Source organism: Bradyrhizobium sp. STM 3809, assembly GCF_000239795.1.
Lineage (GTDB): Bacteria > Pseudomonadota > Alphaproteobacteria > Rhizobiales > Xanthobacteraceae > Bradyrhizobium.
Map to the genome: position 1 here is coordinate 1 of NZ_CAFJ01000046.1, position 12,535 is coordinate 12,535.

General features: G+C 65.3%; 13 protein-coding genes and 1 pseudogene. 8 read left to right on the forward strand and 6 right to left on the reverse strand.

The genetic code is table 11. From position 1 onward, the window contains the following. Nucleotides 1–567: 567 nt before the first annotated feature. Nucleotides 568–2,730, forward strand: coding sequence for a malate synthase G (locus BRAS3809_RS02020; RefSeq protein ID WP_008960434.1), 2,163 nt, complete (start codon nucleotides 568–570; stop codon nucleotides 2,728–2,730). 64 nt (nucleotides 2,731–2,794) lie between these two features. On the opposite strand, the gene BRAS3809_RS36450 is transcribed toward BRAS3809_RS02020, so the two are convergent. Further along, nucleotides 2,795–2,950, reverse strand: coding sequence for a Thivi_2564 family membrane protein (locus BRAS3809_RS36450; RefSeq protein ID WP_008960435.1), 156 nt, complete (start codon nucleotides 2,948–2,950; stop codon nucleotides 2,795–2,797). A 190-nt stretch (nucleotides 2,951–3,140) separates the two neighbouring features. Here BRAS3809_RS36450 and BRAS3809_RS02025 point away from each other — a divergent pair, with 190 nt between their 5' ends. Then, a complete protein-coding gene (locus BRAS3809_RS02025) occupies nucleotides 3,141–5,234 on the forward strand; it encodes a methyl-accepting chemotaxis protein (RefSeq protein WP_008960436.1) in 2,094 nt (697 codons plus the stop codon). 10 nt (nucleotides 5,235–5,244) lie between these two features. Here BRAS3809_RS02025 and BRAS3809_RS02030 read toward each other — a convergent pair whose 3' ends face one another. Both BRAS3809_RS02030 and BRAS3809_RS02035 read right to left on the reverse strand, forming a co-directional pair. Next, entirely contained in the window at nucleotides 5,245–5,904 is a 660-nt protein-coding gene (locus BRAS3809_RS02030) for a DUF2865 domain-containing protein (RefSeq protein WP_008960437.1), read from the reverse strand. A 15-nt stretch (nucleotides 5,905–5,919) separates the two neighbouring features. Next, entirely contained in the window at nucleotides 5,920–6,663 is a 744-nt protein-coding gene (locus tag BRAS3809_RS02035; RefSeq protein WP_008960438.1) for a L,D-transpeptidase, read from the reverse strand. A 207-nt stretch (nucleotides 6,664–6,870) separates the two neighbouring features. Between BRAS3809_RS02035 and BRAS3809_RS02040 the strand changes: the two genes are divergently transcribed. From BRAS3809_RS02040 to BRAS3809_RS02050, 3 genes are all read left to right on the forward strand, one after another. Next, nucleotides 6,871–7,989 (forward strand): AI-2E family transporter, encoded by a 1,119-nt coding sequence (locus tag BRAS3809_RS02040; protein WP_008960439.1) that lies wholly within the window; start codon nucleotides 6,871–6,873, stop codon nucleotides 7,987–7,989. An 82-nt stretch (nucleotides 7,990–8,071) separates the two neighbouring features. Beyond that, a complete protein-coding gene (locus tag BRAS3809_RS02045) occupies nucleotides 8,072–8,443 on the forward strand; it encodes a DUF883 family protein (protein WP_008960440.1) in 372 nt (123 codons plus the stop codon). A 93-nt stretch (nucleotides 8,444–8,536) separates the two neighbouring features. Next, nucleotides 8,537–8,980, forward strand: a complete 444-nt coding sequence (locus BRAS3809_RS02050) for a hypothetical protein (RefSeq protein ID WP_008960441.1) — start codon at nucleotides 8,537–8,539, stop codon at nucleotides 8,978–8,980. A 55-nt stretch (nucleotides 8,981–9,035) separates the two neighbouring features. Here the strand turns inward: BRAS3809_RS02050 and BRAS3809_RS02055 are convergent, their stop codons facing one another. Then, nucleotides 9,036–9,497 carry a hypothetical protein gene (locus tag BRAS3809_RS02055; RefSeq protein ID WP_008960442.1) on the reverse strand — a complete coding sequence of 154 codons (462 nt, stop codon included), beginning with the start codon at nucleotides 9,495–9,497 and terminating at the stop codon, nucleotides 9,036–9,038. A 360-nt stretch (nucleotides 9,498–9,857) separates the two neighbouring features. On the opposite strand from BRAS3809_RS02055, the gene BRAS3809_RS02060 reads away from it, so the two are divergent. Then, nucleotides 9,858–10,280, forward strand: a complete 423-nt coding sequence (locus tag BRAS3809_RS02060) for an energy transducer TonB family protein (RefSeq protein WP_008960443.1) — start codon at nucleotides 9,858–9,860, stop codon at nucleotides 10,278–10,280. Between the two features lie 83 nt (nucleotides 10,281–10,363). Here the strand turns inward: BRAS3809_RS02060 and BRAS3809_RS02065 are convergent, their stop codons facing one another. Continuing rightward, nucleotides 10,364–11,167: a response regulator gene (locus BRAS3809_RS02065; protein WP_035655031.1), complete on the reverse strand. Its 804-nt coding sequence runs from the start codon at nucleotides 11,165–11,167 to the stop codon at nucleotides 10,364–10,366. A gap of 196 nt (nucleotides 11,168–11,363) precedes the next feature. On the opposite strand from BRAS3809_RS02065, the gene BRAS3809_RS34555 reads away from it, so the two are divergent. Beyond that, nucleotides 11,364–11,600: a NepR family anti-sigma factor gene (locus tag BRAS3809_RS34555; protein ID WP_008960445.1), complete on the forward strand. Its 237-nt coding sequence runs from the start codon at nucleotides 11,364–11,366 to the stop codon at nucleotides 11,598–11,600. Further along, entirely contained in the window at nucleotides 11,601–12,149 is a 549-nt protein-coding gene (locus BRAS3809_RS02075) for a sigma-70 family RNA polymerase sigma factor (RefSeq protein WP_006612137.1), read from the forward strand. A gap of 102 nt (nucleotides 12,150–12,251) precedes the next feature. On the opposite strand, the pseudogene BRAS3809_RS02080 reads toward BRAS3809_RS02075, so the two are convergent. Continuing rightward, nucleotides 12,252–12,535 (reverse strand): annotated as a pseudogene (locus tag BRAS3809_RS02080) (histidine kinase); the annotation flags it as partial.

A 12,535-nucleotide genomic window follows, 5' to 3' on the forward strand; every position in this document is an offset into this window, starting at 1 on the left:
CACCCGGCCTTCCCTGCGCCTCTCGTGATCGAGGGGCGGCGAAACAGCAAAGCTCGGACGCCGAAAGGCGCCGCGAGAACGAAGTCGCATGAATCATGACCTCCAGAGCGATCACCTTGATGAGTTGGTGTACGTCGGAACGCCGTTTGCGGCACGCTACGCACGCGTCACCCTCCCACGGACGGCAGAGCCATCGCACACGCCAATCGCAGTTTTGTGCTCGCCTCTCTCCACGTCGTCATGGCCGGGCCTGTCCCGGCCATCCACGTCGTTCGGCACGCTGAGAACGACGTGGATGCCCGGGACAAGCCCGGGCATGACGGAGTAACAAATGAGCAGGATCGTTCGACGGGGGCAGCTCCGCATGTCCAGAGCGGCCGCATCGCTTGGGAATCTGCGGCATCGTCCGGACCGGAACCATCTCCCCCCCACCAACTGCCATACCCCTCCCCCCTTCCTTGGCCCCCGCTTTGGCGCTAAATGCACTGCACAAGCCGCCTCCGAGGCGGCCATTCGGCATTCCCAGACACGCGCAACGTCGCCCTTATTCGAGAGAAACGTCCCATCATGACCCGTATCGACGCCCATGGACTGAAGATCGCCCCCGTCCTGTTCGACTTCATCGCCAAGGAGGCGGCGCCGAAGACCGGGATCGATCCGGACGCGTTCTGGGCCGGCGTTGCCGCGATCCTGCGCGATCTCGGTCCGAAGAACCGCGAGCTGCTCAAATTCCGCGACGCGCTGCAGGACAAGATCGACGCCTGGCACCTCGCCAACAAGGGCAAGGCGTTCGACCTCGGCGCCTACACGGCGTTTTTGAAGGAGATCGGCTACCTGCTGCCGGAGCCTGCCACCCACAAGGTCGAGACCGCCAATGTGGACGAGGAGATCGGCAAGATCTGCGGCCCTCAGCTGGTGGTACCGCTGACCAATGCCCGCTATGCGCTGAACGCCGCGAACGCGCGCTGGGGCTCGCTGTACGACGCCTTCTACGGCACCGACGCCATCCCGCATGATCCGAGCGAGGGTGGAAAGGGCTACAACAAGGCCAGGGGCGACAAGGTGATCGCCAAGGCCAAGGCCTTCCTCGATGCCGCCGCGCCGCTCGCCACCGGCAGCCACACCGACGTCACCGCCTACAGCGTGATCGCCGGCCAGCTCTCGGCGAAGCTCAAGAGCGGCAACGCTACCGCGCTGAAGAACGCCGACCAGTTCGCCGGCTACCAGGGCGCGGCGGAGGCGCCCAGCGTCATCCTGCTCGCCAACAACGGCTTGCACATCGAGGTCGTGATCGACCGCAGCCACGTCATCGGCAAGGACGATCCGGCCGGCGTATCCGACATGATCCTGGAGGCCGCGGTCTCCACCATCCTCGACATGGAGGACTCGGTCGCCGCCGTCGACGCCGAGGACAAGGTGCTGGTCTACCGCAACACGCTCGGCCTGATGAACGGCACGCTGTCGGCCGATTTCGAGAAGGGCGGCAAGACGCTGACCCGCGCGCTGAACAGCGACCGCAGCTACACCACGCCGTCCGGCGGCAAGCTGACCTTGCATGGCCGCAGCCTGCTGCTGATCCGCAACTGCGGGCATCACATGTTCACCGACGCGGTGCTCGGCGCCGACGGCCAGGAGGTGCCGGAAGGCATTCTCGATGCCGCCGTCACCGGCCTGCTGGCGATCCACGACCTCAAGGGCCTGTCGAAGTCCAGGAACAGCCGCACCGGCTCGATCTACATCGTCAAGCCGAAGATGCACGGCCCCGACGAGGTCGCCCTCACCGTCGAGCTGTTTTCCCGTGTCGAGACGCTGTTCGGCCTGCCGGAGAACACCATGAAGGTCGGCATCATGGACGAGGAGCGCCGCACCACGGTCAACCTCAAGGCCTGCATCCAGGCGGCGTCGAAGCGCATCGTCTTCATCAACACCGGCTTCCTCGACCGCACCGGCGACGAGATCCACACCTCGATGGAAGCGGGCCCGATGATCCGCAAGAACGAAATGAAGGCGCAGCCCTGGATCAAGGCGTATGAGGATTGGAACGTCGACATGGGCCTGATCGACGGCCTGCCCGGCCACGCGCAGATCGGCAAGGGCATGTGGGCGGCGCCGGACAAGATGGCGGACATGCTGGCGCAGAAGATCGGCCACCCCTCGGCCGGCGCCACCACCGCCTGGGTGCCGTCGCCGACCGCGGCCACCTTGCACGCCCTGCACTATCACCAGGTCAATGTGAAGGCTCGGCAGGACGAACTGACAAAGGGCGGGCCGCGCGCCAAGCTCGGCGACATCCTCACCATCCCCGTGTCGAACTCGAACTGGGCGCCTGACGACGTCCGCCAGGAGATCGACAACAACTGCCAGGGCATTCTCGGCTATGTCGTGCGCTGGATCGACCAGGGCGTCGGCTGCTCCAAGGTGCCTGACATTCACGACGTCGGCCTGATGGAGGACCGCGCGACGTTGCGCATCTCCAGCCAGCATCTCGCCAACTGGCTGCACCACGGCGTGGTCAGCAAGGATCAGGTGATGGATTCGCTCAAGCGGATGGCGGTCGTCGTCGACAAGCAGAATGCGGGCGATCCGCTGTATCAGCCGATGGCGCCTGGCTTCGACGGCGTCGCCTTCAAGGCGGCCTGCGACCTCGTGTTCGAAGGCCGCACCCAGCCGAACGGATACACCGAGTACATCCTCACCGCCCGCCGGCGCGAAGCCAAGGCCAAGGCCTGACGACGAAAAGCCCCGGTTTCCGCCGGGGCTTTTTTTGAATGAGCAACGGTATCATGAAACCTAATCAGAACACCGCAATGTATTTCAGCAGCGAGATCACGCCGAGCACGATGACGATGACACGGCAGATCTGCTTGGCCCGGCCATCGAGCGGCAGCAGGTTGATCAAATAAAGGATCAGGATGACGACGAGGAAGGTGACGAGAGCACTGACGATCATGAAGGACCCCTCTTGCGACGCGTGGACCACGCTGGCGTTGGCGATCCAACCCGTTCGATACGGGTTGGTTCCGCCATCGGAACCCCCGGATCAGATGCGAGGCCCGTAATTCTACTGATCGCTGGAACGCACGAATCTTTACTCATGGGACGGAAAATCGCTGCGCTTTCAAAGATTCCAAGAGTCCACGATGCTGAACCGCCTGACCATCTCCTCGCTGCTGAAAACCGTGATCGTCACGGCCGCCCTGGCCGTGATCGCCCTCTTTTCACTGAACGCCTGGGGCTCCTGGAGCAGACTGCAATCCGCCCAGCGGCTGGCGCGGGTCGCTGAGGTGTCCGGCGTGGTGTTCAAGGCCATGAACAGCATGCGCAGCGATCGCTCGACCACGATCAGGGTGCTGAATGCCGACCAGGCGATGGACGCGGACACCGAGAAATTCCTGCGCGGCGCCCGCGAGGTCTACGTGCCGGCCCTCAATCGCGCGCTCGACATGCTGAAGGACATCGAGTTCGCGCAAGCTCCGACGCTGGTCGCCGAGCTCGACCGGCTCAACAAGACCATCACCGCCGAACATGCGGAGTTCTGGACCGACATCGTCAAGCCGAAGGCTTCCCGTCGCGCCGGCTTGCCGAAGGAATATGGCGAGACGTTCGATGCGCTGCTGGCGCTGCTCGACAAGATCTCCGGCAGCATCGCCGCCAGCGTCAATCACCAGAGCGCAACGGTCGACCAGTTGCTGATGGTCAAGCAGATGGCCTGGCTGATGCGCAACACCGCGGGCGAGGCCTCGCTCATCATCAGCAACGGACTGACGGCGGGCAAGGTGTCCCCGGAAGCGGTGCTGGCCTACAACAAGCAGGTTGGTGGCATCGACACCGCCTGGAAGGCCGTGCAGCTCGCCACCTCGGGCATGGACATGCCGCCTGCCCTGTCCGCCGCCATGGCGAGCACAGAGAAGGCTTATTTCACGCCGGAATATGGCGGCCTGCGCGAGCGGCTGCTGGCTGCGCTGCAGAAGGGCGAGAAGCCCGAGATGACTCCCTACCAGTGGAGCCCGTTCTCGGTGAACAAGATGACGAGCGCGGTTGCTCTCGCCGAGGCGGCGCTCGATGCCGCCAAGGAGCATTCCAGCAATCAGCAGCGCACCGCGACGGAGTCGCTGATCCTTCAGCTCGTGCTGCTGCTCGCGGCCGTCGTCCTGGGCGGCGCGGCCGTGGCCGCCGTGAGCGGCCGGGTGATCCGGCCGCTGCACCGGATGCGCGATGCGATGCTGGCGGTCGCCGGCGGAGACCTCAGCGTCGACACCGGCTACACCAAGCGGCAGGACGAGATCGGCGCGCTGGCCAATGCGCTCGAGACGTTCAAGCAGCAGGCGCAGGACAAGCTTGCGATCGAAGCCCAGGAGCGGGAGCGCAATGCCGCCACAGCGGCCCGGCAGCGCGCGATCGAAAGCTATGTCGCCGAGTTCGAAGGGCTGGTGCGCGACTCGCTGGAGCAGCTCGGCCGCGCCTCCACCGACATGCAGGCGACATCCGCCGGCCTGACCAACGTGTCGCGGCAGACCAATGCGCGTGCCGAGGAGGCCTCGAAGGCATCGAACGACGCCTCGATGAGCGTGCAGACGGTGGCGTCCGCGGCCGAGGAGCTCAACGCCTCGATCGCCGACATCTCCAAGCAGGCCTCGCACGCCGCGGGGATCGCGAGCCGCGCCGTCGAGCAGGCGCGCATGACCGACGGCACCGTGCAGGGCCTGTCGCAGTCGGCCAACCGCATCGGCGAGGTCGTCGGCCTGATCAACAGCATCGCCTCGCAGACCAATCTGTTGGCGCTGAACGCGACGATCGAAGCGGCGCGCGCCGGCGAGGCCGGCAAGGGCTTTGCTGTCGTCGCCTCCGAGGTGAAGACACTCGCCAGCCAGACCGCCAAGGCCACCGACGAGATCTCCGAGCAGATCGCCGACATCCAGCGCGTCGCCAACGATGCGATCGATGCCATCCAGCGCATCGGCGGCATCATCGGCGAGGTCAACGAGGTCGCCACCGCGATCGCCGCCGCCGTGCAGGAGCAAGGCGCCGCGACGCAGGAGATCTCACGCAGCACGCAGTTCGCGGCCGACGGCACCAGGAACGTCTCCGACAACATCACCGGCGTGAAGTCGGACGCGGATGCGGCGGCGGCCGCGGCCGAGAACGTGCGCAACGCCTCGGAGACGCTGGAGCAGCAGAGCAGGAGCCTCGGCCATCAGGTCACGGACTTCCTCGGTAAGATCCGCGCGGCCTGACCGCGCTGGATCATTCGGACGCCACGATCGGCGCGCGCTCGTACTTGGCGCGCAGCGCGGCCGGCGCCGGCGAGAAGTTGAGCTCGGCGCTCCTGCGCCCGGCACTGCGGTTGGCGACCTTCAGGCCGTCCTCGCCGGCGACCACGTCGCCCTTGCGCAAGGTCGGGTCGTTGTCGATCGAGATCTTGGCAAGGCCGAAATGGTCCTTGCCGTTGCAGGTGCAGTTGTCGACGACCTCGGTGCGATACTTGAACGCATTGGGCAGCGCCGAATACGGCTTGCCGCCCTCGGTCTCGGCGCCGTCGATCGAGCTGCCATAGACGACCTCGGTCTTGGCCGCCGGGCAGAAGCTGTTGCACGCCGCTTCCTTGCTCTGGTCCCCGGTGGCCCCGAGCGGGAAGTAGCGCCCGTCGCAGGTGCGCACGCACCAGGCGACGCTGCTGCTGCCGCCGCGGTAGCTGACATCGCCGCGCGGGGCCGGCCGCGGCGCGGGCGGCGCCTCGTCGGCGAACGGCATGCGGATATAGGGCTGCGGCCGCGGCGGCGCGTTGAATCCGCCGAACAGCGCCGAGAAGAAATCCTGCGCGCTGGCGGCGCTCGTCCCGCCCAGGGCGCCAGCGGCTGTCATGGTCGCCACGGCGACGGCTGCGAGGACGCGTCGGCTTGTCATGATCTCACTCCCCACTCAGTAGACGGCCGCAACCGGCACCGACATCGCCTGCCGTCCGGACGGCAGCGCCGTCACGCGCGGGGCGGCGGCGCGGGCCTGCACGGAGCCGCCCTTCGGCAGCACGACCACCTTCGTGCCCACCTGGACCCGGCTGAACAGATCCGTGACATCCTCATTCGTCAGGCGGATGCAGCCCGACGAGACGAACTTGCCGATCGTGCTGGGATCGTTGGTGCCGTGAATGCGGTACTCGCTGGAGCCGAGATACATCGCGCGGGCGCCGAGCGGATTGCCGGGGCCGCCGGCCATGAAGCGCGGCAGATAGGGCTGGCGTGCGATCATCTGCGCCGGCGGGTGCCAATCCGGCCATTCCGCCTTGCGCGTCACGCTCTGCACGCCCGACCACGTGAAGCCCTCACGGCCGACGCCGACGCCGTAGCGCAGCGCGCGGCCGCCGCCGAGCACGTAGTACAGATAGGTGTTGCCGGTATCGATGATGATCGTGCCCGGCGCCTCGCGCGTATCGAGGTTGACGACCGTTCGGCGCAGCCGGTCGGGGAGCTGGCTGTCCTCGTCCTGCGCGATGTCCGGCGCCGTCGCCTCGTCCGGGGGAAACGCCTGCTGCTCGACCGGCGCATATCCCAAGCTCTGCGCCCGGGCCGACATGATGCCTGGCGCGAGAACGAGCGCACCTGCGATCGCAATCATCGAAGCCGTCCGCTGCAGCAGGCAGCGCTGGCCGGAAACGTGCTGTGTCATGGGAGGCCCCCGTCGAATGAGCACCGCGATGCGATGCGTGATTGCCCTCTCAAACGCGAGATAGGTCGACGTAGTTCCGGCTCCGATCTGATCCCGCTGCGTCAGTCAAGCGCGCCTGCCCTCACATTCGCGCGACGGAACCCGAGGCGGCCTGAGCGGTTGTCGACCGTCAGCTGCGCGGAAAGAACTCCGTCGGGGGAAATCATGGTGCGTGTACTTCCCACCGAGCGGCTGCTCGGAAGCGGCAACGAGGGCTCGGCGCTCAGCGAGAGCCGACAGGAGATCCCTCCGGTCATCAAGCGCGCCGAGGTCGTGGCGATCGCGCTGGTGATCCTCGCGGCGATCTGCGTGACCGGCGTGCTCTATGTCGCCAAGGGATTCTTTCTCCCGATCGTCATGGCGTTCGTCGTCGGCACCATGTTGTCGCCCGCCGCCAATTTTCTGGAGCGCTATCGCGTGCCGCGAGGCGTGGGCGCCGTGCTGATCGTCATCGCCGTCGCGGACGGACTCGCCTTCATCATTGGATTGATTTCGGCCCCGGTGCTGGATTGGACCAACCGCTTGCCGGAGCTTGCGACGCAATTGAAAGCGAAGCTGCATGTGTTCGACCGGCCGCTCGCCCTCTGGCACGAAATGCAGACCGCGATCGGCGGCGGCAGCGCCCAGACCCCCACGAGCTTGGAGCTTCCCAAATTCGACTGGGTGCAGCCGACGATCGAATTCCTCACCCCGACCTTTACCGAGTTCCTGCTGTTCTTCGCGACGCTGGTCCTGTTCATCGCCAGCTGGCGGGATCTTCGGCGGACGCTGATCATGACATTCGGCGACCATGAGGCGCGACTGCGGACGCTGCGCATTCTCAACGAGCTCGAGCTGCACCTGGGCAACTACCTGCTGACGGTCACCTTCATCAACACCGGCGTCGGCATCGCGACCGGTCTTGCCTGCGCGCTGACGGGCATGCCCAATCCCGCCGGCCTCGGTGCTCTGGCGGCGACGCTGAACTTCATCCCGATCATCGGCCCGATCGCGATGTTCGTCGTGCTGGTGGTCGTCGGCGTGGTCGCATTCCCGACCCTGAGCAGCGGCATGGCCGGGCCCGCCATCTTCGCCGTGATCACCTTCATGGAGGGGCACTTCGTCACGCCGACCATCATCGGCCGGCGACTCGCGCTCAACGCGCTCGCGGTGTTCATCGCGCTCGCCTTCTGGACCTGGCTGTGGGGCCCGATGGGCGCCTTCCTCGCCTCGCCGCTGCTGATCGTGGGGCTCATCATTAAAGAGCACCTGCTGCCGGACGATTCGCCGCAATTGCCGGGGGACTAATTCGGTTTCATCGAAGGAACTTCATCCTGCACCCGGCGTTTCCCGACCAGACGCACACCACCCCCTGCTCCGGGAGACCGCGATGCCACCGCCCGATGGTGAGACCGCCCTGAAAGATCTCACCGACAAAGCCAACCATGAACGCCTGCAGAAGGATGTCCACGCCGTGAAGAACGATATCGCAGCCCTCACCGACCAGATCACCGACGTGCTCAATGCCTTTGCCGGGCAGGCTGGCAAGCAGGCGCGCAGCGGCTATCGTCAGGCCCGCGAGAACGTGGACCAGACGTTCGACGACATGTCCGAGCGCGGCAGCGCCATGCTCGGCGCGGCGCAGGATGCCGCCAACTCGCTGGAGGAACGTCTCGAGGACGTGATCTCGCAGCGGCCGATCGCGACAGTCGGCCTCGCGCTCGGCCTCGGCTTGTTGATCGGCTTATCCTGGAAGCGTTGAGCAGCACATCACCGCTTCAAGCAGAATGACGTGTCGGCGCCGCTCTCGGCGCCGATTTGAGTTTCGGATCCGACGACGAGCGAGAGAACAGACATGTTTCAGCGAATGATCGCACACCTCAGCGAATCGACGGGTCACACGATCCGGTTGACCTCGCTGGCGCTGGCAGCGGCGATCGGGTTGTTCGTGACCACCTGCTTCCTCTGCGCCGCCGCCTTCGTGGCGGTGTTGCAGCACTACGGCCCGGTTGCGGCGTGCCTCACCGGCGCGGCCATCTTCTTCGTCGTCACGCTGATCGCGGCGATCAGCTACATGGTCCGGAAGCGCTCGGTGGCAGAGCACGCGCCGCGGCCTGCGCAAGCCGCGCGGTCTGCGGCGCAGTCGCTGCTTGCCGATCCGATGCTGCTGGCGAGCGGACTGCAGGTGGTGCGGATGATCGGGGTGAAGCGGCTGATTCCCATTCTGGCTGTTGGCGGCCTCGCTCTGGGATTGCTCGCCCGGCAACAGATGTCCGAGGAGGCTGAGCCTGCGGAGTAGCACGATCGGATGTCCGCCGAAGACGCTCGCTTGGATCCCACGCGATCGATCGGCGTCAGGTCACGCACCGCCCCGGCTGCAGCCGCTTCGCGATCTCCGTCAGCACCGAGACGGACGGCTCGCAGGCGACCGGATGCTTCGACACCCGGCGCTCGTTCTCCGTGCTGATGATCTGGGAGCCTTGCGGCACGCTCCGCCCCGCCGCGATGCCGGGATTGGTGAGCGGCAGCCTCAGCAGGAAGGTCGTGTCAGCGAACGCGGCGAGCTTGATCGAGATCGTCTTCGTGGGGGCGGCATCCGCGACGACGTTCGCGCGATCGGACTTGGCCGCCCGGTTGACGTTGCTCGCGGTCATGGCTGAAAGCTCTGCGGAGCCAACATTCGACCGGTCGCCGGCAAACACCCGTGCGGGCAAATTCGACGCGAGGTCGTGGCCGGAGGCGAACTGCATCGCGCCCACCAGCATCGCGGATGCAGCGAGTGTGCCCAAAACGACGACTTTTCCGGTCTGCGACATGTCACTGCTCCCCTCGCCGGCAGGCGATCGGCATTTCAACGTAAGTCGCCGGAAGGGGGTTCTCGGATGGGCAAATCACTTAACCGTGTTTCAACAAACTGGGGATCACCGGAAAAATTTTCGGCGCAAGGGAACGACTCCTGGCGTCGCGCGTCATCACGGCAGCCGGTTATTCCCCCTGCCCCATTGACCGGCGACGCGGGGCACCGCCGTGGTGATGCCGGCGGTGCCCCGCATCTTTATGAGCCGGCCTGAATGGACGGTTCCCCTGGTTCCCGCGACATCGTAAGGTTTTCGGCGCGTTGGATGGACGGCCGGATGAGTGGCAGGGGCGGTGCAATGAGCCGGTTACAAGCAGTCATGCTCGCTCTGGTCGTGGCTTGCATCGTCCCCGGGACGGTTGTGGCCGAAAGCACCAAGGATTCCTGGCTCAACAGCCTCTCGGCTCACGTAAGGGCGCAGGCACGCTATCCTCTTCAGGCGGGCCCCGAGGGCGGGAAAGCGAAAGTCCTGTTCCGAATCGATCGTTCCGGCCACCTGGTGTCCGCGGTCCTGGTCGAAAGCACCGGTGACCTGGCGCTCGACAAGGAAGCGCTGGACATGGTTGAGCGGGCTCAGCCCTTCGCTGCGGCGCCTGCAGATGTCGAGGATGCCAAGCTGACCATGGTTCTCCCGGTCGTCTTCCGGCCCCGGCCGCCCGCGGGAATCATCGTACCGATCGACTTGTCACCAGAAGCGACCGCACTGCGCGCGAAATTGAACGGCATTTGCCGCGGTTGCTGATCGCAACCTTTCACGACGGCGTCCTGAAAAGAAAACGGCGCGCCCCAGGAGCGCGCCGCAGAGGTTGGGAGAGGGAAGACGGCTCACGCCGCCGGCTTGGGCATCCGGTTGCGTGAGTTGCGCTGGAAGAACAGCGCCTGACTCGCTACGGCGGAAACCATCGCCGGCTGGAACGGCTTCGAAATCAGGAACGCCGGCTCCGGCCGCTCGCCCGTGAGGAAACGCTCCGGGTATGCGGTAATGAAGACGACGGGAACCTCGAACGTCCGCAGCAGCTCGTTGACCGCGTCGAGACCCGACGAGCCGTCGGCGAGTTGAATGTCCGCAAGGATCAGGCCGGGCTTCTTGTTCTTGGCGAGCGCAACGGCGTCGGCATGGGTGCGGGCGACGCCGATGACGTTGTGACCGAGATTCTTCACGAGGCTCTCGAGGTCCATCGCGATGAAGGTCTCGTCCTCGATGATCAATACATCGGTGGCGATCTCGGCGGCGAGCTCGCGACCAGCGGCATCGGCCAGCCGGCGCGTCTCCGCAACGTCGATGTCGAGGATGAACGACACTTCCTCCTCCGGGAAGCCTTCCAGGGACAGCAGCAAGAAGGCCTGGCGCGGCAACGGAGTGATGTTGGACAGACGCCGCTCCGGCGGCATCGGCAGCGTCGTCACCTCGGCATCGTCGTTCAGCGCGACCGAGTTCCAGATCTGGGTGAACAGCCGGAACAGCCCGGCGCGCGGGCCATAGCGCTCATCCAGCAGGGCCGGATCCTGGATCAGCGCTTCCAGCATCGCGCCGACATAGGCGTCTCCGGAACCCTGGCTGCCGGTGAGGGCACGCGCATACCGGCGCAACAGCGGCAAATGTTCAGCAACTAGCTGTGATCGGCTCATCCCCACTCCATTCGGTATTCTGGGCTTCCGCCCGGGTTCCATGATGGCCTGATTACGCCCGAAACGAAGAAAAGTTCCCCGATGCGTGGAACTTTTATCGCGCGGTTGCATTAGCTCCCGATCAGACCCCCTCGATGGGCGAGGATAATTCTTGAAGCTTCAGGGACTTAACTCTCGGGGAAACGTGGAAAAGGTCATGAAAGATGTAAAGTCTCAAGCCAGCAAGAATGCGGCACCGCGCAAGCCTGGCGGACTCAACGCAGAGATCCAGTCGAGGATCGGTCATCAACTTCGCGCGATGTACGACGATGTCGTGCGTCAGGGAGTGCCCGATCGGTTTGCAGAATTGGTTCGCAAGCTTGATGCACCGGCAGCACAGTCCCACGTGGAGAACGGCGGGGGATCCAACGACCAAAACGACGGGAGGGAGTGAATGCCTCTCACTGATTCCTTGCGGGACGATATTCTTGCGGCCGTCCCAAGCCTCCGCGCATTTGCGATTTCCTTGAGTGGTAACAGCGATCGCGCCGACGATCTGGTCCAGGAAACCCTGCTCCGGGCATTGGCCAACATCGACTCGTTTCAACCGGGCTCCAACCTGCCTGCCTGGTTGTTCACGATTTTGCGCAACCTGTTCCGCTCAGATTATCGAAAACGCCGGCGCGAAGTTGAAGATGCGGAAGGCAACTACGCCAAGACGCTCAAGACGCATCCCTCGCAGGGCGCGCATCTCGAGTTCGAGGAGTTCCGCGCGGCACTGGAGAAGCTGCCTCAGGACCAGCGCGAAGCACTGATCCTGGTCGGTGCGTCCGGCTTCTCCTACGAGGATGCGGCCGCGATCTGCGGCTGCGCCGTCGGCACGATCAAGAGCCGCGTCAATCGAGCGCGCTCGAAACTGGCGGCGCTGCTCTATGTCGAGGGCGCCGAGGATTTCGGCCCTGACGAGACCGTGCGGGCCGTCATCGGAGGAAGCGGCGGCTGACGTCGCTCACGCTCGTCAAGACGTGAAAGAGGCGGCTCCTGGAAGGGGCCGCCTTTTTCCATGTCGCCATTGCTTCGAACACGCCCGCGCCGCATGAGCAGGCTATTTGGGCGCACGGACGGGTGCAGAAAACTGCTCGGTCCGGTCGCGCTCGGTCATGTCGATGACCGTCTCCATCGGCGCGGTGAGCTCATAGACGTAGCTGCCTTCCGTGAAGAAGCGCTTCGAGGTGCCGCCGAGCGCCTCGGGAGCGACGCGGTCGAGCAGGATCAATCCAAAGTCGCTGTCCGGCCGCCGCGTCGCCTCGCTGGTGTTGCGCTCTTCCCAGCGGAAATTGAACACGGCGTTGGGCTCCTCCCCGGTCACGTCCCATTTGGCGGTGATGT